Here is a 22913-nt window from a genome sequence, read left to right on the forward strand (position 1 = left end):
TTATTAGAGTGTAATCATTTAATTGAGAGAAGGAGGAAGTTTATGTTTGATGCTATTAATAATGCAGTAGGCGCTATTAATGGAGTGGTGTGGGGCTGGCCAATGATTATCCTTTTATTTGGTACCCATCTCTTTATGACATTCCGTTTGGGCTTCATTCAGGTGAAGACGGTTTCTAAAGGTATTAAGTTATCGGTTACCGCTGACCCTGATGCCGAAGGTGAGGTTTCTCAGTTTGGCGCACTAACCACCGCTTTAGCAGCAACGATTGGTACCGGTAATATTATCGGTGTGGGGACCGCGATTGCGCTTGGTGGACCAGGAGCGGTACTGTGGTGCTGGCTGACTGGCGTATTCGGAATCGCTACAAAGTATGCGGAGTCTTTAATCGCTGTTAAGTACCGGGTTAAGACGAAAGATGGTCGTATGCAAGGTGGAGCGATGTACGCTCTAGAACGTGGCCTTAACATGAAATGGTTAGGTTTACTCTTTGCAATCTTTGGTGGTTTGGCATCTTTTGGTATCGGTTGTGCAACACAGGTTAATGCAATTGCAACGGTTCTTGATGAGAACTTAGGCGTTCCTGGTTGGATTGTTGGTGTGGCTATTGCAATTCTAACAGCTGTCGTTATCTTCGGGGGAATCAAATCAATCGCTAAAGTATGTGAGAAGTTAGTTCCGTTTATGGCTATTTTCTATGTGATTGGCTGTTTGATTATCTTAGTTATGAACTATGACTTTATCGGCCCAGCTATTGCAACGATTTGTAAGTTGGCCTTTACACCTGGAGCCGCTGCTGGTGGTCTTGTAGGTGGTGGTTTGATGGCAGCGATGCGTTACGGAGTTGCTAGAGGGTTGTTCTCAAATGAGTCTGGTATGGGTTCGGCGCCAATCGCCGCCGCAGCTGCTCAGACAAGAAACCCTGTTCGTCAGGCATTAGTATCTTCTACAGGTACTTTCTGGGATACAGTAGTCGTTTGTTTGATGACCGGTCTAGTACTGGTTTCCACAATTATGAAGAACCCAACCATCAATGCTGATGAAGTTTCTAATGGTGGTGTTTTAACATCACTGGCTTTCCAACAGATTCCTTATCTTGGACCAATTATTTTAACCTTAGGTATTATTTCTTTCGCATATTCGACTATTCTTGGTTGGGCTTACTACGGTGAGCGTTGTGTGGAATACTTTGCTGGTAGTAGAGTATTGCTGGTTTATCGGATAATTTATATTGCGGTAGCGGCGATTGCACCAGTAGTTGCCCTTGATCTAGTATGGTTAATTGCGGATACGTTAAACGCTTTAATGGCAATCCCGAACTTGGTGGCGATCTTGCTCCTATCTAATGATATAGCCAGAACGACGAAAGAGTATATCAACGATCTTGATAAGAAGGATACAACACCAGTACCGATTATTGATGACTCTAAAGAGAGTGCTATGAATGCAGTTTAAGTTGTTTGTTTTAAAAGTGCTTTTGCCTTGGGCAGAGGCACTTTTTTTATGCTTTTTTAATATTTAAAATCGCCTAGAATCGTTGACGTGTTTATCTGAGTTTGATAGTATTAGAAAGAACACACGATATTGTGATTTTTAAGTTGCATATCACTAGATATAGAAGAAATGGAGAAGGAAACGGTATGTTAGAGAAAGATGTATGGATTATTAAGAAAGATGGAACAAAGGAAGATTTTAATGTACAAAAAGTAGTGGTAGCGGTTAATAAATCAGCTTACCGAGCTTTAATTAAATTTACAGATGAAGAGTTGGGCTTTATCTGCAAGTTTGTGGAAGAGCAGGTGGATTCCATGGGCGAAGTGGAGATTCCGATTGCGGAGATGCACAACGTGGTGGAAGGGGCGCTTGAGCGGGTAAATGCCACGGTGGCTAAGAGCTACCGAGATTACCGTAATTATAAGCAAGATTTTGTGCAGATGCTTGACGATGTCTATAAGAAAAGTCAGTCGATTATGTACATTGGGGATAAAGAAAATAGTAATACGGACAGTGCTTTGGTATCTACCAAGCGGAGCCTGATTTTTAATGAGCTCAATAAGGAGTTATATAAGAAGTTTTTCCTGACAGTTGAAGAGATTCAAGCGCTTCGTGATGGTTATATTTACGTTCACGATATGTCAGCGAGACGGGATACGATGAATTGCTGCCTCTTTGATGTTAAGGAAGTTCTAAGCGGTGGTTTTGAAATGGGAAATCTTTGGTATAACGAACCGAAGACCCTAGATACGGCCTTTGATGTTATTGGCGATATTGTTTTAAGTGCGGCTTCTCAGCAATACGGTGGTTTTACGGTGCCAAGTGTAGATGATATCCTAACACCTTATGCGGAGAAATCTTACAACAAGTATATCGAGAAGTATACCGCTCTTGGCCTTGATAAAGATATGGTGGAAAAGGTGGCTTGGGCAGATCTTGAGAAGGAAATGGAACAAGGGTTCCAGGGCTGGGAGTACAAGTTTAATTCCGTTTCGTCAAGTCGCGGAGATTATCCGTTTATCACGGTGACGACAGGAATTAATACCACTAAGTTCGGTAAGCTAGCAACCATCAAGATGTTAGAAGTGCGAAAAGAAGGCCAGGGTAAGAAAGGGCATAAGCGCCCGGTGCTCTTCCCGAAAATCGTCTTTTTATATGATGAAGAGTTGCATGGACCAGGAAAACCGCTAGAAGATGTGTTTGAAGCAGGAATTGAGTGCTCGGCTAAGACTATGTATCCAGACTGGTTAAGCCTGACCGGTGAAGGTTACGTTTCGAGCATGTATAAGAAGTATAAAAAGGTAATTAGCCCGATGGGTTGTCGTGCCTTTCTTTCGCCTTGGTATGAGCGAGGTGGGATGACACCGGCAGATGATCAGGACCAACCAGTCTTTGTTGGCCGCTTCAATATTGGCGCGATTAGCTTGCATTTGCCGATGATTTACGCGAAGGCTAAGCAAGAGGGTAAGGAATTCTATAAAGTCTTAGACTATTACCTAGAGCTAATCAGACAGCTGCATTTGCGGACCTATGCGTACCTAGGAGAGATGCGAGCTTCCACCAATCCGCTTGCCTACTGTGAAGGCGGTTTTTATGGGGGTAAGTTAGGTCTTTATGATAAGATTAAGCCCCTTCTTAAATCAGCCACGGCTTCTTTTGGTATTACGGCACTGAATGAGTTACAACAGTTGCATAATCGCAAATCGCTAGCTGAGGACGGCGAATTTGCCTTAGACGTGATGCGCCATATTAACGAGAAGATTGAAGAATATAAGCAAGAGGATGGCCGGCTATACGCGATTTACGGGACGCCAGCTGAGAGTCTGTGCGGTCTTCAGGTAAAACAGTTCCGCAAAAAGTATGGTATCATTGAAAATGTTTCGGATAGAGAGTATATTAGTAACAGTTTCCATTGTCACGTGACGGAGGATATTACGCCCATTCAGAAGCAGGATTTTGAGGGGCGCTTCTGGGACCTTTGTAACGGTGGTAAGATTCAGTATGTAAAATATCCTATCGGTTATAATATGCAGGCGATGAAGACTCTAGTCCATAGAGCGATGGATAAGGGTTATTATGAAGGGGTAAACCTTTCTTTAAGCTACTGCGATGACTGTGGACATGAGGAGCTCTCGATGGAAGTGTGTCCGGAGTGCGGTAGCAAGAATCTGACGAAAATAGAGCGGATGAACGGTTACCTCTCATACTCCCGGGTAAAGGGAGATACGCGTCTTAACGAGGCGAAGATGGAAGAAATTGCAGAAAGGGTTAGTATGTAGGATGCGATATCACAATATAACGAAAGACGATATGTTAAACGGAGAAGGCCTACGGGTAGTGCTTTGGGTGGCAGGGTGTGCGCACGCCTGTAAAGGTTGCCAAAACCCTATTACCTGGGATCCTAGCGGCGGCCTCCCTTTTGATAGATTAGCGAAGGAAGAGGTGTTTGACGAACTGGATAAGGACTATGTTAGTGGACTAACCTTTTCCGGTGGCGATCCTCTTCATCCAGCGAATATTGCGGATGTGACGGAGCTGGCGAGGGAAATTAAGGCTCGTTATCCTGATAAGACGATTTGGCTTTATACCGGTGACACCTGGGATAAGGTAAAAGAATATGAAATTGTAAAATATTTAGATGTAGTTGTTGACGGGGAGTTTGAAGAGAGTAAAAAAGATGTGCTGCTACACTGGAAAGGCAGTGCCAATCAGATGGTGATCGATGTAAAAAACACCCTTGAGGTGGGAATGGTGGTATTGTATGACTAAGCGAATCGGACAGTTTCACAAGGTGTCCTTAGAACAGTTTAAAGAGGGCTTTCGGGACTCTTTCGGGGCGATTGACGATCAAGAAATTGAAAGGATTTACGCGGATATTAAGCTGCCACAAAGGGCAACGAAGGGGTCGGCTGGCTACGATTTTTTTACTCCGGTACCGCTTCTGTTAAGACCGGGGAAGACAGCGAAAATCCCTACTGGTATTCGGGTGGAGATGCAGGAAAACTGGGTGCTCCAGTGTTATCCAAGAAGCGGCCTCGGGTTCAAATTCCGCTTACAGTTAAATAACACGGTGGGGATTATCGACAGTGATTATTTTTTCTCGGATAACGAGGGTCATATCTTTGCAAAGATTACCAATGATAGCAACGAGGAGAAGACGGTTGAATTAGAAGCTGGTAGCGGTTTTATGCAAGGGATCTTTATGGAATATGGCATTACTTTAGATGACGATGTTGCCACAAGTCGAAATGGTGGTTTTGGAAGTACCACGCGGTAGTGGATTCAGTGTTGTCATTGTGAGAAGAAAGTATTATAATGAAGGGCGTAAATGTGCAGATGGAGGCAATGAGTAGAATGAATGATTATGTAATCACGTGTAATAGTACAGTAGATGCGCCTAAAGAATGGTTAGAAGAACGAAATATAACCGTTATTCCCCTTCATTATACAATCGATGGCAAAACTTATGAAGATATGGCAGGATTATCGCCGAAAGAATTTTTTGCAAAATTACGGGAAGGTCATATGGCGGAGACGTCGCAAGTGAATCCGGAAGAGGCAAAAGAAATTTTCCGCCCACTTCTAGAGGCAGGTAAGGATGTGCTTCACATTGCTTTTAGTTCGGGCCTTAGTGGTACTTGTAACAGCTGTCGCATGGCGGCAGAAGAGCTTAGCGAAGAATTTCCGGAGCGGAAAATTGTAGTGATCGACTCCTTATGTGCGTGCTTAGGAGAAGCTTTGCTCCTTTATTATGCAGTAAAGCAGAAGAATGCTGGCAAGACCTTAGAGCAGGTGGAAGACTGGGTAGAAGAGAATAAGCTGAGAATATGTCACAATGTTACGGTGGATGATCTCGGACACCTTCACCGGGGCGGTCGGGTTTCGAAGGCTTCGGCAATTATCGGTAGTGCGATTCAAATTAAGCCGATGATTCATGTGGATAACGAAGGGAAGCTAGCTGTCATCGGAAAGAAACGGGGCAGAAAGCAGTCTCTACAGAGAATCGTGGAGATGACCAAAGAGCAGTCGAAAGGTATTAGCAATGATATCATTATGATTACTCATGGAGATTGCCTTGATGATGCTAATTACGTAGCGGATCTTATTCGCACCGAAATGGGGATTGAGAATATCCTGATTAATAATATCGGTACGGTAATCGGTGGTCATACTGGCCCAGGTGTAGTGGCCACGTTTAACTTAGGAGAATTCAGATAAGAGGATTGACAAGGCTTTCTTAATGTGATAGATTATTAATGTTGTCAAGACAAAACAAAGCAGAGTATCCACTCTCACCGTAGCGCAAGCGGGCGACTACGCGTCAAATATAACGAGATAAAGACCAAGCGTCTTTTTGTGCGTATATTGAAGTGGGTGCCCTTGCACTCACTTTTTTTATTTTAGGAGGTATAAAGCGATTAGCGATTTAATGATTAACGGTCAAATCAGAGACAAAGAAGTTCGTGTTATCGGTAGCGATGGCGAACAATTAGGAGTGATGAGTTCACGAGATGCCCAGAAGTTGGCAGATGAAGCAGAACTCGATCTGGTTAAGATTTCACCAAAGGCAAACCCACCAGTAGTAAAGATTATTGACTACGGAAAATACAAATATGAGCTTGCCCGAAAAGACAAAGAAAACAAGAAGAAGCAGAAGACGGTTGAATTAAAAGAAATTCGTCTTTCACCGAACATTGAAGCTAATGACCTCAATACGAAGATGAACAATGCGAGAAAGTTCCTTGGTAAGGGTAATAAAGTGAAGGTTACGCTACGTTTTCGCGGAAGAGAAATGGCTCATGCCTATAAGAGCAAAGTGGTTCTTGACGATTTTGCTGCAAAGCTAGAAGACATTGCCACAATTGAAAAACCGGCAAAGATGGAAGGCCGTAGTATGAGTATGACTTTGACGGAGAAGAAGTAAGGGCAACGATATAGAATAAAGGAGGAAATACCAATGCCAAAAATTAAGACAAACAGAGCCGCTGCAAAGCGTTTCAAGAAAACTGCTACAGGAAAGCTTAAAAGAATGAAAGCATATAAAAGCCATATCCTGACGAAGAAGTCTGCAAAGAGAAAGAGAAATCTTAGAAAAGCAATTATTACGGATGAAACAAACGTAAAGAACATGAAGAAGGTTTTACCGTATCTATAAGATTTGGTACAGATGATGAAGGAGGATTAGACAATGGCAAGAATTAAGGGCGGAATGAACGCCAAAAGAAAGCATAATAAAGTTTTAAAATTAGCAAAAGGATATAGAGGAGCTCGTTCGAAGCAATATCGTGTGGCAAAGCAATCAGTTATGCGGGCACTTGCTAGCTCATACGCTGGTAGAAAGCAAAGAAAACGCCAAATGCGTACTCTTTGGATTGCTCGTATCAATGCAGCGGCAAGAATGAACGGACTTTCTTACAGCAAATTCATGCACGGCTTGAAAGTGGCTGGTGTGGAGATGAACAGAAAAATGTTAGCTGAATTAGCAGTTAACGATGCGAAAGGTTTTGCTGTATTAGCAGAGCTTGCGAAAGAAAAAATCGCTTAAATAAAAGATAGGATTTCAGGCAGTCAGTACTTTTAGGTACTGGCTGTCTTTTTCGCGAAGCGTGATGCTTCCGGTTGACACTGGCGCTTTGATGTGATAAAGTGACTATTAACCAGTGAAGAAGAGTAGTAGCTTCGACAAGTTTCTCAAAAAAGAGAGTTGCAGGTGGTGAGAGTGCAGCGGGAACGTCGTCGTGAATGGACTTTGGAGGTTGTCGTTTAAGAGTGGATGGAGACATCAAGCCGGGTGGCACCGCAGGAGTGTAATACTCTTGTCCCTGCATCAGTTTAAGCAAGGATGAGAGTTTTTTTATTACCCAAAATTCCTTGCCAGACCTCACTTTACGAAAGGAAGTACGTATAATGAAAAAGAACAATGAAGTACCTTACAAAATTTATTTAGAAGAGAGTGAACTGCCAAAGCAGTGGTACAACATTCGGGCGGATATGAAGAATAAGCCAGCGCCGCTACTAAACCCAGCGACTTTAAAGCCTATGACTCAGGAGGAGCTTAGCGTTGTCTTCTGTGAAGAGTTAGTAAAGCAAGAAATCGATGATCAGACCGCGTTTTTTGATATTCCAGAGGAGATTATCGCGTTTTATAAAATGTATCGTCCCGCACCTTTAGTGCGTGCCTATTTCTTAGAGGAAAAATTAAAGACACCGGCGAAGATTTATTACAAATTTGAGGGTAATAATACCAGTGGTAGCCATAAGCTTAACTCGGCTATCGCTCAGGCGTATTATGCGAAGAAACAAGGGCTTAAAGGTGTGACTACGGAGACGGGAGCCGGACAATGGGGAACGGCACTTTCGATGGCGTGTTCCTACTTTGATCTAGATTGCCAGGTATATATGGTAAAGGTTTCCTATGAACAAAAGCCGTTCCGCCGGGAGGTTATGCGGACGTATGGTGCGCAAGTTACACCTTCGCCTTCTGAATTTACAGAAGTGGGTAGAAAGATTTTAGCAGAGCATCCAGGTACTGGTGGCAGTCTTGGTTGTGCAATTTCGGAGGCGGTGGAAGTGGCCTTAGGTAAAGACGGATATCGCTACGTCTTAGGAAGTGTGCTTAATCAGGTGCTGTTACACCAGTCGGTTATCGGTCTTGAAGCAAAGGCAGCGATGGATAAATACGGAATCAGTCCAGATGTGATTATCGGTTGTGCCGGTGGTGGCTCAAACTTAGGTGGTTTGATGGCTCCTTTTATTAGAGAAAAGTTAAAAGGGGAGAAAGACTATCAGTTTATTGCTATTGAACCGTCTTCTTGTCCTTCCATAACGAGAGGCGTTTACGCTTATGATTTCTGCGATACGGGAAAGGTGTGTCCGTTATCGAAGATGTATACTCTAGGAAGCGGTTTTATGCCTTCACCAAACCACGCGGGTGGTCTCCGCTACCACGGTATGAACAGTGTCTTGTCGCAGCTCTTTGAGGATAAGTTAATCGAAGCCAGATCAGTAGGGCAAACAGAGGTATTTGAGGCGGCTGAGTTATTCGCTAGAGTAGAAGGTACACTGCCGGCACCGGAGAGCGCACACGCAATTAAGGGAGCTATCGATGAAGCACTTAAGTGTAAAGAGACCGGCGAGGAGAAGACGATTCTCTTTGGTTTGACGGGAACGGGTTACTTTGATATGAAAGCCTACGAGAAGTTCCACAACGGCGAAATGAGCGATTACGTTCCTACAGATGAGGAGTTACAGGCAAGTTTCGACGGTATTATCGGTTATAACAATCCGAAATTATAATCATTTGACAAGTAAAAGCCATTACTCTAGAATTAGGGTAGTGGCTTTTGTGCTACAACGAAAGGGGTATGGATTATGGATGTTTTAGTTGTCATCGATATGCAAAATGATTTTATTGATGGAAGTCTCGGGACGAAAGAGGCGCAGGCCATTTTGCCGAATGTAGAAGAGAAGATAAAGAATTTTAAAGGGACAGTCCTTTTCACGAGAGATACTCATGAGAAGACGTATCTAGACTCTCGTGAGGGGATGAGTTTGCCGGTGTGCCACTGTCTAAAAGGAACAAAAGGCTGGGAAATTAATAGTAGATTAAAAGAGTATGTGAAAGAAGAACCGATTGATAAGCCTACGTTTGGAAGTCGTTTTTTAGCTGAGAAACTGGTAGAGATGAATGAAGCTGAGAAAATTGAGAGTGTAACATTAATCGGTGTTTGCACGGATATTTGTGTAATTTCTAACGCGTTAGTAATTCGTAGCTTTTTACCGGAACTGCCGATCACGGTAGATGCATCTTGCTGTGCTGGGGTCAGTAAGTGTAGTCACGAGAACGCTTTAGAGGCGATGAAAATGTGTCAAATCGAGATTGAGGGACTATAAGCGTGGCAGGAATGGGAACGCTAGTGAATGCATTAGCAGTACTTGGCGGTGGGGCGCTAGGTTTGGTTTTGAAAAAGGGACTACGAGAAGGCTTGCAGAAAACCATTATGCAAGCCTTAGGTGTATGTGTACTTTTCATCGGTCTTTCAGGAACCTTAGAGGGGATGCTCTCTATTAAAGGTCAAGAAGCGACTTTTAGCGGGAGCATGATGGCGGTTATCTCTTTGGTGGTGGGCGCCTTACTGGGTAATGTTCTCAGAATTGAAGAGGGCTTAGAAAAGATTTCAGAAGCTCTAAAAAATAGATTTGCCAAAAGCGGAGACACCGGCTTTTCAGAAGGGTTTTTAACGGCTTCGGTAACGATTTGTATCGGTGCCATGGCGGTGGTAGGTGCCATTAACGACGGCATTAATCAAGACCCGACTATGCTTTATACGAAAGCGATTCTTGATGGGGTGCTGCTTTTAATTCTCGCTTCGACCTTTGGGGTGGGAACGTTATTTTCGGTGATTCCTCTAGTGATTATTCAGGGCAGTATTACCTGCTTGGCAAAGGTTATTGAGCCTGTTTTGACAGCTGGTATGCTGACGAATATCGCGATTGTGGGTAATATGCTTATTTTTTGTATCGGGATAAATCTACTGGAGATACCCGGTCTTAAGTTAAAGATTGCCGGGATGTTGCCAGCGATTGTGGTAGCGATTCTTTATGCGATGTTTTTCTAGAAGATAAGAGGAGATTATGGATAAATACGTAACGGCAGAGACGATTAGAAGTTTGCGAGAGAGGGCTGGGCTTACCCAAAGAGAGTTAGCGGAGAAGATTTCCGTGAGCGATAAGGCGGTCTCTAAGTGGGAGACAGGAAGAGGTTACCCGGATATCGGGGTACTGGAAGACTTAGCGAAGGCCTTGCAAATAGGAGTGTCTGTGCTACTTACCGGAGTGGTGATTAAAAATGAAAATATAGCCGGCAATATGAAGAAATTAAAATTTTATGTTTGCCCGGTGTGTGGCAATGTGATTCATTCATTGGGCGAAATTAGCGTTACCTGCTGTGGCATCGAGCTTTTTCCTGAAGAGGGCGAGGCGATTCTCGGTCATGAAATCATAACGGAGCGAATCGAGGATGACTATCTCGTCCGCGTAGAGCACCCAATGACCAAGGAGCATTATTTATCCTTTTTAGCCGCCCTTACCGAAGACAGACTGGAATTTTTCAAGCTGTATCCTGAACAGGCGCCAGAAAAGCGCTTTCATTTACGAGGACACGGCATTATTTATGGGTATTGTAACCGTCACGGACTATTTTGTCGGAGATATTAAAAAGCAGTTGACACAAGGATATAATCTTGATAAGATTAAAAAACAGAACGCACTCTGTTTTTATCCAAAGACAATTTAAAGTAGAGGTAAAAATATGAAAAGAGCTTATTCGCTATTAGTAGACAACAATCCGGGAGTGTTAAGTAGAATTTCCGGACTCTTCAGTAGAAGAGGGTATAGCATTGATTCGATTACGGCAGGGGCTTCCACGGATCCAAAGTATACACGGATTACGATTGTGGCCTCAGGGGATGAACTTATTCTTGAGCAAATCGAAAAGCAGGTTCGTAAGCTTGAGGATGTTATCAGTATTCACGTGCTAGAGCCAGAGAAAGCGGTTAACCGAGAGTTGATTCTCGTTAAGGTAGCTGCTAATGCGGCCCAAAGAGCGGAGATGATTTCTCTAACCGAGATTTTCCGAGCGAAGATTGTCGATGTGGAAGAAGAGTCGTTGATTGTTGAGCTAACGGGAACCCAGTCAAAACTTGATGGATTTCTGCGCTTAGCGAAGGGGTATGAGATTCTCGAAATCGCCAGAACGGGGATTACGGGGCTTTCCCGAGGAACTGAGGGTATCGCGTTCAGCGAATATAACGAATAAAGGAGATTACTTATGTCAGCAAGAATTTTTTATCAAGAAGATTGTAACTTAGCATTATTAGAGGGAAAGACAATTGCGATTATCGGCTACGGAAGCCAAGGTCACGCTCATGCGCTTAACTTAAAAGAGTCTGGTGCCAATGTGATTATCGGATTGTATGAAGGCAGCAAGTCATGGGCGAAAGCAGAGGCGCAGGGGCTAACCGTATATACAGCTGCCGAAGCGGCAAAGAAAGCGGATATCATCATGATTCTTATCAATGATGAAAGCCAAGCCAAGATGTACAAAGAATCGATTGAGCCAAACTTAGAAGAGGGGAATATGCTGATGTTTGCTCACGGCTTTGCCATTCACTTTGGCCAAATCGTACCACCAGCCAATGTAGACGTTGCGATGATCGCTCCGAAAGCACCGGGACATACCGTTAGAAGTGAATACGTTGCCGGTAAGGGAACACCTTGTCTTGTAGCTATTGAACAAGATTTTACAGGAAAAGCGTTAGACAAAGCCTTAGCTTATGCAGCTGGTGTTGGCGGCGCGAGAGCCGGTGTCTTAGAGACAACTTTTAGAACCGAGACCGAAACCGACCTTTTCGGTGAGCAAGCGGTTCTATGCGGTGGCGTATGTGCGCTTATGCAAGCAGGATTTGAAACTTTGACAGAAGCCGGTTATGATGCACGTAACGCTTACTTTGAATGTGTTCATGAAATGAAGCTAATTGTGGATCTTATCTACGAATCAGGTTTTGAAGGTATGCGTTATTCCATTTCTAACACTGCTGAGTACGGCGATTATATCACTGGACCAAAGGTGATTACCGAAGATACTAAGAAGGCGATGAAGAAAGTTTTAACAGACATTCAAGACGGTTCTTTCGCTAAAGAATTCTTGTTAGATATGTCGCCAGCAGGCGGTCAGGCTCACTTTAGAGCAATGCGCAAAATTGCGGCAGAGCATGAAGTAGAGAAGGTAGGTAAAGAAATTCGTAGCCTATATAGCTGGAGTGACAAAGATAAATTAATCAACAACTAGATACGTTTTGAAAAGCTTCTTTCAGTAGAGAGAAGCTTTTCTTTTTGTCTAAATCTTGGTAAAATAGAAAAAAGAGGTGAAGGAGGTACAGAATATGGAATTTAAACTTCAAGATTTGCGTTCTCCAAGAAATCCAAAATCAAGAATCAAGATTATGAAAGGGCATTTTGCTAGTGAACATGCACATGTCAACACCTACATTGATATCTCCACGGTTACGTGCCGGATGAATAACGCCAGAGAGACAGCGAAAGTCCTGGTGGAGTTTTACTCCCTTAGTACCAAGGTGGATACGATTGTCTGCGTGGATGGGACGGAGCTAATAGGCGCCTTTATGGCAGAGATGCTCTCAGCCAATGGGATAGGTAATATGAACGGCGGAGAGAATATCTCGGTCGTTACGCCAGAGGTGATCAATAGAGGACAGATGATCTTTAGAGATAATACCAAGCGTATGATCGAAGGGAAGGATGTGCTCATTCTCTCAGGTAGTATTACCACCGGTGAGAGTATGCTAAGAGCGATTAGTGCGGTCATCTATTTTAAAGGACGGGTGAGCGGTGTGTGTGCAGTCTTTAGCGCTGTTAATAAAGTGGCAGGACTGCCTGTTCACAGCATCTTTAGCCAAAAAGAAGTGGCTGATTATCAGTCTTATAGCGCAGGCGAGTGCTCCTTGTGTGCCAAAGGGCAGAAGCTAGACGCAATGGTAAATAGCTTCGGTTACTCCATGCTATAGGAGGACACACCTCTCTTATATAAAAAGGAACTACCATCTGACGGGGATGGTAGTTCCTTTAATCTTTATAATTATTCTGCAATCCCGTTAACAGCTTTTGTTAAGCGAGAAACTTTTCTAGCAACCGTGTTTTTGTGATAAACGCCTTTGCTCTGTGCTTTTGTCGCTTCGACAATAGCTACTTTAAGAGCTTCTTTAGCAGCATCTACATTTTTCTCTGCTACGGCAGCTTCTACTTTCTTAACCGCGGTCTTTACTTTTGATTTGATCGCTTTGTTTCTTGCAGCTTTCGTTTCATTTACTAAAATTCTTTTCTTTGCGGATTTGATATTAGCCAACTGATCCACCTCCATATTATTAATTATCATTTTAAGTGTTTAAGGTTGACAGACACGGGAGTCACCGATAAACATACTCATTCATTATAAGAAACCGCGGCGGCTCTGTCAAGGGATTTTTCCGGAAGTACTACATAGAGGGAGAATTTCGTTGATAAGGCCTATATTTTGTGCTAGAATTAGAACGAAAATGACGAAAGGAACAGGCGCAGATGGCAAACAAGGGGACATATGATGCATCGAGCATCACGATATTAGAAGGACTAGAAGCGGTTAGGAAACGACCGGGGATGTATATCGGGAGTGTTTCAACGAAGGGTCTTAATCATTTAATCTATGAAATCGTGGATAATGCGGTAGATGAGCATCTAGCAGGGTTTTGCGATGAAATCAAGGTTACGTTAGAGGCGGATGGTTCGGCAACAATCGTGGATGATGGCCGAGGAATTCCGGTAGAGATGCACGCCAAGGGCATTAGTGCAGAGCGAATTGTCTTTACCACCTTGCATGCCGGTGGTAAGTTTGATAACGAAGCGTATAAGACCAGCGGGGGCTTGCATGGAGTGGGGTCTTCGGTAGTCAATGCTTTATCGGCTTATCTAGACATTGAGGTTAGCAAAAACGGATATATTTACCATGATCGCTATGAGCGGGGTGAACCGACGATAGCCTTAGAAGGTGGCTTGTTGCCCACTCTGGGAAAGACGAAAAAGACGGGAACGAAGGTTAATTTTCTGCCAGATGATACGATTTTCGAGAAGACGAAGTTTCGGGCAGAGGATGTGAAGAGCCGCCTTCATGAAACCGCGTATTTGAATCCGAAATTAACCATTATCTTTGAGGATTTACGAGGGGAAGAAAAGGAACATATCGTCTATCACGAGCCGAAGGGAATCCTTGGTTTTATTAAGGACTTAAATAAGAAAAAAGAAGCGATTCACGAACCAATCTACTATAAGGGGACAGAAGAGGGGATTGAGGTGGAAGTGGCGTTCCAGTATGTGAACGAGTTCCACGAGAACATCTTAGGCTTCTGTAACAATATCTACAACGCAGAAGGCGGGACCCATTTAACGGGATTTAAGACAACCTTCACGACGATTATGAATCAATATGCGAAGGAATTAGGCATTCTTAAAGAAAAGGATGCCAACTTTACCGGTGCCGATATCCGTAACGGGATGACGGCAATTGTCTCGATTAAGCATCCCGATCCTAGGTTTGAAGGTCAGACGAAGACGAAGCTAGATAATCCGGATGCCGCAAAAGCGACGAGTAAGGTGACTAGTGATGAAATCACGCTATACTTTGACCGCAATGTGGAGATCCTGAAGAAGATTTTAAGCTGTGCGGAAAAAGCCGCGAAGATTAGAAAAACCGAGGAGCGAGCCAAGACCAATTTGCTTACGAAGCAGCGCTTTTCTTTTGATAGCAACGGGAAGCTAGCGAACTGTGAAAGCAGAGACCCGAAAAAGTGTGAGATATTTATCGTCGAGGGAGATTCGGCAGGCGGTTCAGCCAAAACGGCTAGAAATCGTGATTTTCAAGCAATCTTGCCAATTCGTGGTAAAATCCTTAACGTGGAAAAGGCCAGTATCGATAAGGTGCTAGCTAACGCTGAGATAAAGTCGATGATAAATGCTTTTGGCTGTGGCTTTTCCGAAGGCTATGGCAATGATTTTGATATTGAAAAACTGCGCTATGACAAGATTATTGTGATGGCGGATGCGGACGTGGATGGGGCGCATATTTCGACGCTTTTATTGACGTTATTCTATCGTTTTATGCCAGAACTTATCTTCCAGGGACACGTGTATATTGCGATGCCACCTCTTTACAAGGCTATGCCGAGTAAAGGTGAGGAGGAGTATTTATACGACGATCAAGCCTTGGCAAAATACCGAGAAAGGCAAAAAGGTGCTTTTACCTTGCAGCGGTATAAAGGGTTAGGTGAGATGGACGCTGACCAGCTCTGGGAGACAACCCTGAATCCAGAGACCCGTCTTCTTAAACTAGTAGAGATAGAAGATGCTAGAATGGCAACAGGGGTGACCGAGATGCTGATGGGTTCGGAAGTGCCGCCCAGACGTAGCTTTATTTATGAGAATGCGAAGGAAGCAGAACTGGATGTTTAGGAGAGACGCTATATGAAAGACACACAAATCATTCGTACCGAATATTCGGAGGTTATGAAGAAGTCCTATATTGACTACGCTATGAGCGTAATTGTGGCGCGGGCTATTCCTGATGTTAGGGATGGTCTTAAGCCGGTGCAAAGAAGGACCTTATACGATATGCACGAACTGGGGATTCGGTTCGATAAGCCTTATAGGAAGTGCGCCCGTATCGTCGGTGATACCATGGGTAAATACCATCCACACGGCGATAGCTCAATCTATGAGTCGTTAGTAGTGATGGCGCAAGAATTTAAAAAAGGGATTACCTTAGTGGATGGCCACGGCAATTTTGGTTCTATTGAAGGCGATGGCGCAGCGGCTATGCGTTATACAGAGGCCCGTCTTGCTCGCGTTTCTCAAGAAATATTTTTGAGCGATTTAGATAAGGACGTGGTGGACTTCGTTCCCAACTTCGACGAGACGGAGAAAGAACCAGAGGTGTTACCGGTACGCTTGCCAAATCTCCTGGTAAACGGGGCAGAAGGTATTGCTGTCGGCATGGCTACTAGTATCCCTACTCATAACTTGGGCGAGGTGGTGGATGCCGTAATCGCCTATATGAAAAATGAAAACATTACCGATCGGAAGCTTTTGTCTTATCTAAAGGGCCCGGATTTCCCCACTGGTGGCATTGTGGTGAATGAGGATGAACTTTTGCAAATCTATGAAACGGGTTCCGGCAAGGTAAAGATTCGCGGCAAGGTCGAGGTGGAAGAGCTAAAGGGTGGCAAGAAGCAATTGGTAGTAACCGAAATTCCTTATACCATGATTGGCGCTGGTATCGGTAAGTTTTTAAACGATGTGGGAAATCTTATCGATTCTAAGAAAACGACGGATATTGTAGATATATCTAACCAATCGTCTAAGGATGGCATCCGGATTGTCTTCGAGCTAAAAAGAGGAGCGGATGTCCAGAATCTGAAAAATATGCTCTACAAGAAGACGCGCTTAGAGGATACCTTTGGTGTCAATATGCTAGCGGTAGTGGATAAGCGGCCGGAAGTCCTAAGTTTAAAGCAGATTATCGAACACCATGTGGATTTTCAGTTTGATGTGGCGACCCGTAAATATAATACCTTATTAGCTAAAGAAAAAGATCGGAAAGAGATTCAGGAAGGTTTGATCAAAGCTTACGATGTAATCGATCTAATTATCGAGATTCTTAGAGGTTCTAAGGACCTAAAAGATGCAAAGGCTTGTATGACGGCAGGGGTAACGGAGAATATCACCTTTAAGTCCAGTATCTCGAAGAAGATGGCAGCCATGCTACGCTTTACCGACCGGCAAGCAGGGGCGATTCTCGATATGCGCTTAGCCAAGCTGATTGGTCTAGAGTTAGAGGTGCTCTTAGAAGAGCATGAGAATACCCTAAAGAACATTGCTCTTTACGAAGATATTTTAAATAACTACGACTCTATGGCCAAGGTTATTATCGGTGAATTAAAAGAGCTTAAGAAAACGTATGCAAGACCGAGGCGTACGGCGATTGAGAATGCGGAAGAAGTGGTCTTTGAAGAAACCAAGATCGAAGAACAGGAAGTGGTCTTCTTAATGGATCGCTTCGGTTATTCCAAGGTGGTGGATGTGGGCACGTATGAGCGTAACAAGGAAGCTGCCGATAAGGAAAATAAGTACGTTATCTACTGTATGAATATCGGGAAGATTTGCTTCTTTACTAATACAGGGAAAATGCATCAGGTAAAAGTCTTAGACTTGCCCTTTGGCAAATTTAGAGATAAGGGTGTACCGATAGATAACGTTAGCAATTATAGCAGTAGCGAAGAGAAAATCGTCTATATGTGCGATGAGAATCAGCTACGAATCGGTAAGTTCTTATTTGTTACCGAAGGCGGCATGATTAAGCAGGTTAGCGGAACGGAATTTTTGGTGGCCAAACGGACCATTGCCGCGACAAAGCTAAACGCGAAAGATCAGCTGAAGTATGTAGGCATTTTGACGCCGATTGATCACGTGGTTCTTCAGACAAAGGAAGGCTATTTCCTTAAGTTCCCGGCGGAACAAGTCAGTGAGAAGAAGAAAGGCGCTGTGGGCATCCGCGGAATTAAGCTAGGCGCCAAGGATTTTGTGGATAAAGTCTATTTGACTAAAGAAGGTCAGGAGACGAAAGGACGATATAAGGGCAAAGAAGTAAGCCTGAACCGTCTAAAGCTTGGAAACAGAGATACTCAAGGGGTTAAGCAGAGGGGGTAAAAGCCTTGCTTTTACTAAGGAATCGTGCTATACTTTCCTATAGTTACATAGAAACGTTGCAAAAAAGTGGGCCTTAGGTCCACTTTTTTCATGAGATTTACGTGAAAAACTGAATAGTGTAAGGAGACGAAGATGTCAAAGAAAGAAATGATTGAACAAAAGACAGAGTCCTTACTGCTACCGATTGTAAAAGAAGCAGGTTTTGAATTGGTAGACGTAGAGTACGTTAAAGAAGGTGGAACCTTTTACCTACGAGCGTACGTGGACAAAGAAGGTGGGATTACCATCAATGATTGTGAGCTAGTAAGTAGAGCCCTTTCAGAGATTCTCGATGAGGACGATTACATTGGCGATGCGTATATTCTTGAGGTGAGTTCTCCCGGACTGGGGCGCCCTTTAAAGAAAGAGAAGGACTTTAAGCGCAGTCTAGGTAAAGAAATAGAAATACATACGTATAAGCAGATTGACGGCGAAAAAGAATTCTTCGGAATTCTCGGAGCCTATGATGAAAATACAGTAACGATAACCGATGAAGAGGGTCAGGAAGTCACTTTTGAGAAAAAGGATATTTCCTTAATCCGTTTGGCCTTTCATTTTTAAATAACAGGAGGAGAATAGAAAAAATGAACACAGAGCTATTAGAAGCGTTAAACATTTTAGAGAAGGAAAAGGATATTAGCAAAGAGACACTGCTTGATGCGATTGAGAATTCTTTAATTAACGCCTGTAAAAATCACTTTGGAAAAGCCGATAACGTGGAAGTGGTGATGAACCGCGAAACCTTTGACTACAAAGTGTTTGCCAAAAAAGAAGTAGTGGAGCAGGTGGAAGACGAGTTAGAGCAAATCAGTGTAGAGGATGCTCAGAAAATCGATAAGAACCTAAACCTTGGCGATATCTGTCAAGTGCCGATTGAATCAAAGTCTTTTGGTAGAATCGCCACTCAGAACGCAAAGAACCTAATCTTGCAGAAAATCCGCGAGGAAGAACGAAAAGTTGTGTACGATCAGTACTTTGAGAAAGAGAAAGATATTGTAACCGGCGTGGTTCAGCGAAAAGTTGGCAATAACTACTCCATCAACTTAGGTAAAGCCGATGCCTTGTTAACCGAAAGTGAGCAGGTAAAAGGCGAACACTTTGAGCCCACAGAGCGGATCAAGCTATACGTAGTGGAAGTGAAGAATACGACGAAGGGTCCGAAGATTATCGTGTCGAGAACCCATCCAGAGCTAGTAAAGCGCTTATTTGAAGCCGAAGTGACCGAAGTAAAAGACGGGGTTGTGGAGATTAAAAGCATTGCCAGAGAGGCAGGTAGCCGGACGAAGATCGCCGTTTGGTCAAACGATCCTGATGTGGATCCAGTGGGCGCTTGCGTCGGTGTTAACGGCTCTCGGGTAAATACCATTGTGGAAGCACTGCGAGGCGAAAAGATCGATATTATCAACTGGTCGGACAACCCGGCAATCTTGATTGAAAACGCCCTTTCTCCGGCTAAGGTGATTTCCGTTGCCGCCGATCCGGATGAGAAGACCGCTAGCATCATCGTCCCGGATTATCAGTTGTCACTGGCGATTGGCAAGGAAGGGCAGAACGCTCGTCTGGCCGCTAGATTAACAGGCTTTAAGATTGATATTAAGAACGAAACCCAAGCGATTGAATCAGGAGAGCTTCCAGCAGACTATATGAACTATTCAGAAGGTGTGTTTGAAGAAGAGTATTACGATGAAGAAGGCGAAGGTTACGACGAAGATAGTGAAGAAATTGTATTTGATGAGGTAGCAGCAGAAGATGAGTAAAAAAATCCCCATGCGGCTCTGTGTTGGCTGTAAGGAATTGAAGCCGAAAAAGGAGCTGATTCGCGTTGTGAAAAACGAAGAGCTCGGATATGCGTTAGACGCGACGGGCAAGAAGAATGGTCGCGGTGCGTACCTTTGTGCAAATAGCGATTGTCTAAATCAGGCGATCAGAAGCAAAGGCTTAGAACGCTCGTTTAAAGCGCCGATTCCTGAGGCTGTCTACGAGGAGCTAAAAAAGGAGATGGAAAATCTTGGTACCAAATAAAGTACTATCCCTTCTCGGGTTGGCGATGAAGGCGGGTAAAGTCGTAAGCGGTGAGTTTATGACAGAAAAAGAGATAAAATCCGGAAAAGCGAAGCTGGTGATTGTTGCTAGCGATGCTTCAGAAAACACGAAGAAGATGTTTCGTAACATGAGCGAATATCGCCATGTAGAGATGATCGAATTCGGTGATAAAGAGTCCCTTGGCCGAGCAATCGGTAAGGAAATGCGGGCAAGCTTAGCTATCATCGATGAGGGCTTTGCTAAAAGCATCAGGTCGCAGGCGGGACTAAAAAACTAAATAAAGGAGAGTTATATGTCGAAAATTAAAATACATGAATTAGCAAAAGAACTAGATGTGAAGAGTAAGGATATTATGGATTACCTTGCTGATAGGAAAATCGAGGTGAAGAGCCACATGAGCAGCATTGAAGACGACGCGGCAGGGGCCGTTCGCAATAAATTCGGTAAGCAGGCAGAAGCACCGAAGGCAGAAGCACCAAAGGCAGAACCGGCGAAGGAAGAAGTCCCTAAAAAGAAGAATATCGTTCACGTCTTTAGACCGCAAAACACTGGAAATCAAAGCGGTCAGAGACGTCAAGGCGGGACAAGGCCACAAGGCGGCAGTGCCCATTCGGGAATGCGTCCTGGTGCTCGCCCGGTACAGGCTGATAATGGACGTCCAAGTAAGCAACCAGCACCGGCGAAAGCGGCACCCACGGGAGCTAGCGAGCAAACGAAGTCGGTTGCCCAAGGTAGCACTAACCAGTCACGTCCTCAGGGCCAGGGTCAAGCACGTCCTCAGGGGCAAGGTCAGTCACGTCCTCAGGGGCAAGGTCAGTCGCGTCCTCAGGGGCAAGGTCAGTCGCGTCCTCAGGGCCAAGGTCAAGCACGTCCTCAGGGGCAAGGCCAAGCTCGTCCCCAGGGCCAAGGTCAGTCGCGTCCTCAGGGGCAAGGTCAGTCACGTCCTCAGGGCCAAGGTCAGTCACGTCCAGGTGGCGGCAATCAGAGACCGTATAACCAGCGGGGTACTAGCGGTAGCGGTCAAGCCATGAATCGTCCAGGCGGCGGCAATCGACCAGGTGAACGCCGAGATAAGGCAGGAAGTGCACCAGTAGCTGCACCAATTGTTGATAATAAAAAAGTAAATAAGGGCAAAGGCAAAGGAAAAGATGATTTCCGTAAGAACGATAATCGCTTTGCTGATGGCAAGAAAGGCAAAGGCAAGGGCAAAGATGCTGTGGCGCCGGTAATTGAAAAGCCAAAGGCAAAAGAAGTAAAACCAGAAGAGGAAATCAAGTCAATCACCATTCCTGAAATCTTGACGATTAAGGCTTTAGCAGAAAAGATGAAGATCGTTCCTTCAGTAATCGTGAAGAAATTATTCCTGCAAGGGAAAGTGGTGACTGTGAATCAGGAAATCGACTATGCTACCGCCGAAGAGATCGCGTTAGAGTTCGATGTTCTATGTGAGAAAGAAGTCGTAGTCGATGTAATCGAAGAACTTCTAAAAGAAGAGGAAGAAGACGAAAGCAAGATGGTCAAACGCCCACCGGTTGTTTGTGTTATGGGTCACGTTGACCACGGTAAGACGTCCCTTCTTGATGCCATTCGTAATACCCATGTAATTGACCGCGAAGCCGGTGGTATTACTCAGCATATCGGTGCTTACGTTGTGGATGTAAAGGGGGAAAAAATTACTTTCCTTGATACGCCAGGACATGAAGCCTTTACCGCCATGCGGATGCGAGGGGCCTCTTCAACGGATATTGCCATTCTGGTAGTTGCGGCTGATGATGGGGTAATGCCTCAGACCGTGGAGGCAATTAACCATGCGAAAGCGGCGAAGGTAGAAATCGTAGTTGCCGTTAACAAAATGGATAAGCCAAGTGCCAATATCGATAAAGTAAAACAAGAGCTAGCAGAGTATGAATTGATTCCGGAAGATTGGGGCGGTAGTACCGTCTTTGTACCTGTATCGGCAAAATCAGGAGAAGGTATCGACGAGTTGATGGAGATGCTTCTGCTAACAGCAGAAGTCTTAGAATTAAAAGCGAATCCTAATAGACGGGCTCGTGGTCTCGTTATCGAAGCTGAATTAGATAAAGGAAAAGGACCGGTGGCAACCGTCCTAGTACAAAAGGGAACACTAAGAGTAGGCGATAGTATAGCTGCCGGTGCATCTTCTGGTAAGGTGAGAGCGATGATGGATGATTTGGGACGCCGCGTGAAAGAAGCAGGACCATCAATGCCTGTAGAGATTCTCGGACTAGGTGATGTGCCGAATGCTGGTGAAGTATTTGTTGGTTGTGCAAATGATAAGGAAGCGAAGAACTTTGCGGCTACTTTCATCTCACAAGGAAAAGAGCGACTACTGGATGATACGAAGACGAAGGTGTCTCTAGACGCTCTCTTTGAGCAGATTAAAGAAGGTAACTTGAAAGAGCTTGGTATCGTCGTTAAAGCAGACGTCCAAGGCTCCGTGGAAGCGATTAAACAAAGCTTATTAAAATTATCAAATGACGAAGTGGTAGTAAAAATCATTCACGGTGGTGTGGGTGCGATCAACGAATCCGATGTCAGCCTAGCCTCGGCTTCCAATGCGATTATTATCGGCTTTAACGTCCGTCCGGATGCTTCGGCTAAAGAAAGCGCCGAGAGAGAAGGCGTTGATCTTCGCCTGTATAGAGTTATCTATAGTGCGATTGAAGACGTAGAAGCAGCTATGAAGGGCATGTTAGACCCTGTCTTTGAAGAGGCCGTTTTAGGTCACGCAGAGGTGCGTCAGACCTTTAAGGCTTCAGGCGTGGGAACAATTGCTGGTGGCTATGTGCTAGACGGTACGTTCGAACGGGGTTGCTCTGTACGGGTTACCCGTGAGGGCGAGTTGATTTTTGAAGGTAAGCTAGCGTCTCTGAAACGCTTTAAGGACGATGTGAAGGAAGTACGGGCTGGCTATGAGTGCGGTCTTGTCTTTGAAGGGTTTAACGATGTGAAAGAAGAAGATCAAGTAGAAGCATATAAAATGGTGGAAGTACCTAGATAATAAG

23 protein-coding genes are annotated in these 22913 nt (G+C 44.3%); 22 read left to right on the forward strand and 1 reads right to left on the reverse strand.

From position 1 onward, the window contains the following. Nucleotides 1-42 precede the first annotated feature (42 nt). The 15 genes from NHH16_RS02200 to NHH16_RS02270 all read left to right on the forward strand — a co-directional run bounded on the left by NHH16_RS02200 (nt 43) and on the right by NHH16_RS02270 (nt 13079). Complete coding sequence (locus tag NHH16_RS02200) at nt 43-1455, forward strand: alanine/glycine:cation symporter family protein (protein ID WP_262067963.1); 1413 nt, start codon at nt 43-45, stop codon at nt 1453-1455. Between the two features lie 185 nt (nt 1456-1640). Beyond that, a complete protein-coding gene (gene nrdD, locus NHH16_RS02205) occupies nt 1641-3773 on the forward strand; it encodes an anaerobic ribonucleoside-triphosphate reductase (RefSeq protein ID WP_262067964.1) in 2133 nt (710 codons plus the stop codon). A gap of 1 nt (nt 3774) precedes the next feature. Then, nucleotides 3775-4263 carry an anaerobic ribonucleoside-triphosphate reductase activating protein gene (gene nrdG, locus NHH16_RS02210; protein WP_262067965.1) on the forward strand — a complete coding sequence of 163 codons (489 nt, stop codon included), beginning with the start codon at nt 3775-3777 and terminating at the stop codon, nt 4261-4263. After that, on the forward strand, nt 4256-4771 hold the full coding sequence (locus NHH16_RS02215; RefSeq protein WP_262067966.1) for a dUTP diphosphatase: 516 nt from the start codon (nt 4256-4258) through the stop codon (nt 4769-4771). The genes nrdG and NHH16_RS02215 overlap by 8 nt, the downstream gene beginning before the upstream one ends. 77 nt (nt 4772-4848) lie before the next feature. Continuing rightward, nucleotides 4849-5712: a DegV family protein gene (locus NHH16_RS02220; RefSeq protein WP_262068218.1), complete on the forward strand. Its 864-nt coding sequence runs from the start codon at nt 4849-4851 to the stop codon at nt 5710-5712. A 211-nt stretch (nt 5713-5923) separates the two neighbouring features. Next, nucleotides 5924-6418, forward strand: a complete 495-nt coding sequence (gene infC / locus NHH16_RS02225) for a translation initiation factor IF-3 (RefSeq protein WP_262067967.1) — start codon at nt 5924-5926, stop codon at nt 6416-6418. 33 nt (nt 6419-6451) lie between these two features. Continuing rightward, nucleotides 6452-6649 carry a 50S ribosomal protein L35 gene (rpmI, locus tag NHH16_RS02230; RefSeq protein WP_262067968.1) on the forward strand — a complete coding sequence of 66 codons (198 nt, stop codon included), beginning with the start codon at nt 6452-6454 and terminating at the stop codon, nt 6647-6649. Between the two features lie 33 nt (nt 6650-6682). Next, on the forward strand, nt 6683-7039 hold the full coding sequence (rplT, locus tag NHH16_RS02235) for a 50S ribosomal protein L20 (RefSeq protein WP_262067969.1): 357 nt from the start codon (nt 6683-6685) through the stop codon (nt 7037-7039). A gap of 362 nt (nt 7040-7401) precedes the next feature. Continuing rightward, a complete protein-coding gene (locus NHH16_RS02240) occupies nt 7402-8790 on the forward strand; it encodes a TrpB-like pyridoxal phosphate-dependent enzyme (protein WP_262067970.1) in 1389 nt (462 codons plus the stop codon). A gap of 75 nt (nt 8791-8865) precedes the next feature. After that, a complete protein-coding gene (locus NHH16_RS02245) occupies nt 8866-9387 on the forward strand; it encodes a cysteine hydrolase family protein (RefSeq protein WP_262067971.1) in 522 nt (173 codons plus the stop codon). An 11-nt stretch (nt 9388-9398) separates the two neighbouring features. Beyond that, on the forward strand, nt 9399-10112 hold the full coding sequence (locus NHH16_RS02250; protein ID WP_262068219.1) for a DUF554 domain-containing protein: 714 nt from the start codon (nt 9399-9401) through the stop codon (nt 10110-10112). A gap of 16 nt (nt 10113-10128) precedes the next feature. Beyond that, nucleotides 10129-10710, forward strand: a complete 582-nt coding sequence (locus tag NHH16_RS02255; RefSeq protein ID WP_262067972.1) for a helix-turn-helix domain-containing protein — start codon at nt 10129-10131, stop codon at nt 10708-10710. A gap of 94 nt (nt 10711-10804) precedes the next feature. Continuing rightward, nucleotides 10805-11311, forward strand: coding sequence for an acetolactate synthase small subunit (ilvN, locus tag NHH16_RS02260; RefSeq protein WP_262067973.1), 507 nt, complete (start codon nt 10805-10807; stop codon nt 11309-11311). Nucleotides 11312-11323: 12 nt separating this feature from the next. Continuing rightward, a complete protein-coding gene (gene ilvC, locus NHH16_RS02265; protein ID WP_262067974.1) occupies nt 11324-12343 on the forward strand; it encodes a ketol-acid reductoisomerase in 1020 nt (339 codons plus the stop codon). A 94-nt stretch (nt 12344-12437) separates the two neighbouring features. Next, nucleotides 12438-13079: an orotate phosphoribosyltransferase gene (locus tag NHH16_RS02270; RefSeq protein ID WP_262067975.1), complete on the forward strand. Its 642-nt coding sequence runs from the start codon at nt 12438-12440 to the stop codon at nt 13077-13079. A 71-nt stretch (nt 13080-13150) separates the two neighbouring features. On the opposite strand, the gene rpsT is transcribed toward NHH16_RS02270, so the two are convergent. Further along, on the reverse strand, nt 13151-13417 hold the full coding sequence (gene rpsT, locus NHH16_RS02275) for a 30S ribosomal protein S20 (RefSeq protein WP_262067976.1): 267 nt from the start codon (nt 13415-13417) through the stop codon (nt 13151-13153). A 212-nt stretch (nt 13418-13629) separates the two neighbouring features. On the opposite strand from rpsT, the gene NHH16_RS02280 reads away from it, so the two are divergent. From NHH16_RS02280 to infB, 7 genes are all read left to right on the forward strand, one after another. Beyond that, nucleotides 13630-15552 carry a DNA gyrase/topoisomerase IV subunit B gene (locus NHH16_RS02280; protein ID WP_262067977.1) on the forward strand — a complete coding sequence of 641 codons (1923 nt, stop codon included), beginning with the start codon at nt 13630-13632 and terminating at the stop codon, nt 15550-15552. A gap of 12 nt (nt 15553-15564) precedes the next feature. Next, nucleotides 15565-17805 (forward strand): DNA gyrase/topoisomerase IV subunit A, encoded by a 2241-nt coding sequence (locus tag NHH16_RS02285; RefSeq protein WP_262067978.1) that lies wholly within the window; start codon nt 15565-15567, stop codon nt 17803-17805. Between the two features lie 132 nt (nt 17806-17937). Further along, on the forward strand, nt 17938-18405 hold the full coding sequence (gene rimP / locus NHH16_RS02290; protein ID WP_262067979.1) for a ribosome maturation factor RimP: 468 nt from the start codon (nt 17938-17940) through the stop codon (nt 18403-18405). A gap of 23 nt (nt 18406-18428) precedes the next feature. After that, entirely contained in the window at nt 18429-19601 is a 1173-nt protein-coding gene (gene nusA, locus NHH16_RS02295) for a transcription termination factor NusA (RefSeq protein ID WP_262067980.1), read from the forward strand. Continuing rightward, nucleotides 19594-19866, forward strand: coding sequence for an RNase P modulator RnpM (gene rnpM / locus NHH16_RS02300; protein ID WP_262067981.1), 273 nt, complete (start codon nt 19594-19596; stop codon nt 19864-19866). The genes nusA and rnpM overlap by 8 nt, the downstream gene beginning before the upstream one ends. After that, nucleotides 19853-20164 (forward strand): L7Ae/L30e/S12e/Gadd45 family ribosomal protein, encoded by a 312-nt coding sequence (locus tag NHH16_RS02305; protein ID WP_262067982.1) that lies wholly within the window; start codon nt 19853-19855, stop codon nt 20162-20164. The genes rnpM and NHH16_RS02305 overlap by 14 nt, the downstream gene beginning before the upstream one ends. Nucleotides 20165-20179: 15 nt before the next feature. Continuing rightward, complete coding sequence (gene infB, locus NHH16_RS02310) at nt 20180-22909, forward strand: translation initiation factor IF-2 (protein WP_262067983.1); 2730 nt, start codon at nt 20180-20182, stop codon at nt 22907-22909. Nucleotides 22910-22913: the final 4 nt, after the last annotated feature.

The sequence above is a fragment of the Ohessyouella blattaphilus genome, assembly GCF_024721265.1.
GTDB classification, from domain to species: Bacteria; Bacillota; Clostridia; order Lachnospirales; family Lachnospiraceae; genus Aequitasia; species Aequitasia blattaphilus_A.

Bases quoted from the DNA above. Each gene is read 5' to 3' on its own strand.
- NHH16_RS02200 (WP_262067963.1), top strand. From the start codon at position 43: ATGTTTGATGCTATTAATAATGCAGTAGGCGCTATTAATGGAGTGGTG.
- nrdD (WP_262067964.1), top strand. From the start codon at position 1,641: ATGTTAGAGAAAGATGTATGGATTATTAAGAAAGATGGAACAAAGGAA.
- nrdG (WP_262067965.1), top strand. From the start codon at position 3,775: ATGCGATATCACAATATAACGAAAGACGATATGTTAAACGGAGAAGGC.
- NHH16_RS02215 (WP_262067966.1), top strand. From the start codon at position 4,256: ATGACTAAGCGAATCGGACAGTTTCACAAGGTGTCCTTAGAACAGTTT.
- NHH16_RS02220 (WP_262068218.1), top strand. From the start codon at position 4,849: ATGAATGATTATGTAATCACGTGTAATAGTACAGTAGATGCGCCTAAA.
- infC (WP_262067967.1), top strand. From the start codon at position 5,924: ATGATTAACGGTCAAATCAGAGACAAAGAAGTTCGTGTTATCGGTAGC.
- rpmI (WP_262067968.1), top strand. From the start codon at position 6,452: ATGCCAAAAATTAAGACAAACAGAGCCGCTGCAAAGCGTTTCAAGAAA.
- rplT (WP_262067969.1), top strand. From the start codon at position 6,683: ATGGCAAGAATTAAGGGCGGAATGAACGCCAAAAGAAAGCATAATAAA.
- NHH16_RS02240 (WP_262067970.1), top strand. From the start codon at position 7,402: ATGAAAAAGAACAATGAAGTACCTTACAAAATTTATTTAGAAGAGAGT.
- NHH16_RS02245 (WP_262067971.1), top strand. From the start codon at position 8,866: ATGGATGTTTTAGTTGTCATCGATATGCAAAATGATTTTATTGATGGA.
- NHH16_RS02250 (WP_262068219.1), top strand. From the start codon at position 9,399: ATGGGAACGCTAGTGAATGCATTAGCAGTACTTGGCGGTGGGGCGCTA.
- NHH16_RS02255 (WP_262067972.1), top strand. From the start codon at position 10,129: ATGGATAAATACGTAACGGCAGAGACGATTAGAAGTTTGCGAGAGAGG.
- ilvN (WP_262067973.1), top strand. From the start codon at position 10,805: ATGAAAAGAGCTTATTCGCTATTAGTAGACAACAATCCGGGAGTGTTA.
- ilvC (WP_262067974.1), top strand. From the start codon at position 11,324: ATGTCAGCAAGAATTTTTTATCAAGAAGATTGTAACTTAGCATTATTA.
- NHH16_RS02270 (WP_262067975.1), top strand. From the start codon at position 12,438: ATGGAATTTAAACTTCAAGATTTGCGTTCTCCAAGAAATCCAAAATCA.
- NHH16_RS02280 (WP_262067977.1), top strand. From the start codon at position 13,630: ATGGCAAACAAGGGGACATATGATGCATCGAGCATCACGATATTAGAA.
- NHH16_RS02285 (WP_262067978.1), top strand. From the start codon at position 15,565: ATGAAAGACACACAAATCATTCGTACCGAATATTCGGAGGTTATGAAG.
- rimP (WP_262067979.1), top strand. From the start codon at position 17,938: ATGTCAAAGAAAGAAATGATTGAACAAAAGACAGAGTCCTTACTGCTA.
- nusA (WP_262067980.1), top strand. From the start codon at position 18,429: ATGAACACAGAGCTATTAGAAGCGTTAAACATTTTAGAGAAGGAAAAG.
- rnpM (WP_262067981.1), top strand. From the start codon at position 19,594: ATGAGTAAAAAAATCCCCATGCGGCTCTGTGTTGGCTGTAAGGAATTG.
- infB (WP_262067983.1), top strand. From the start codon at position 20,180: ATGTCGAAAATTAAAATACATGAATTAGCAAAAGAACTAGATGTGAAG.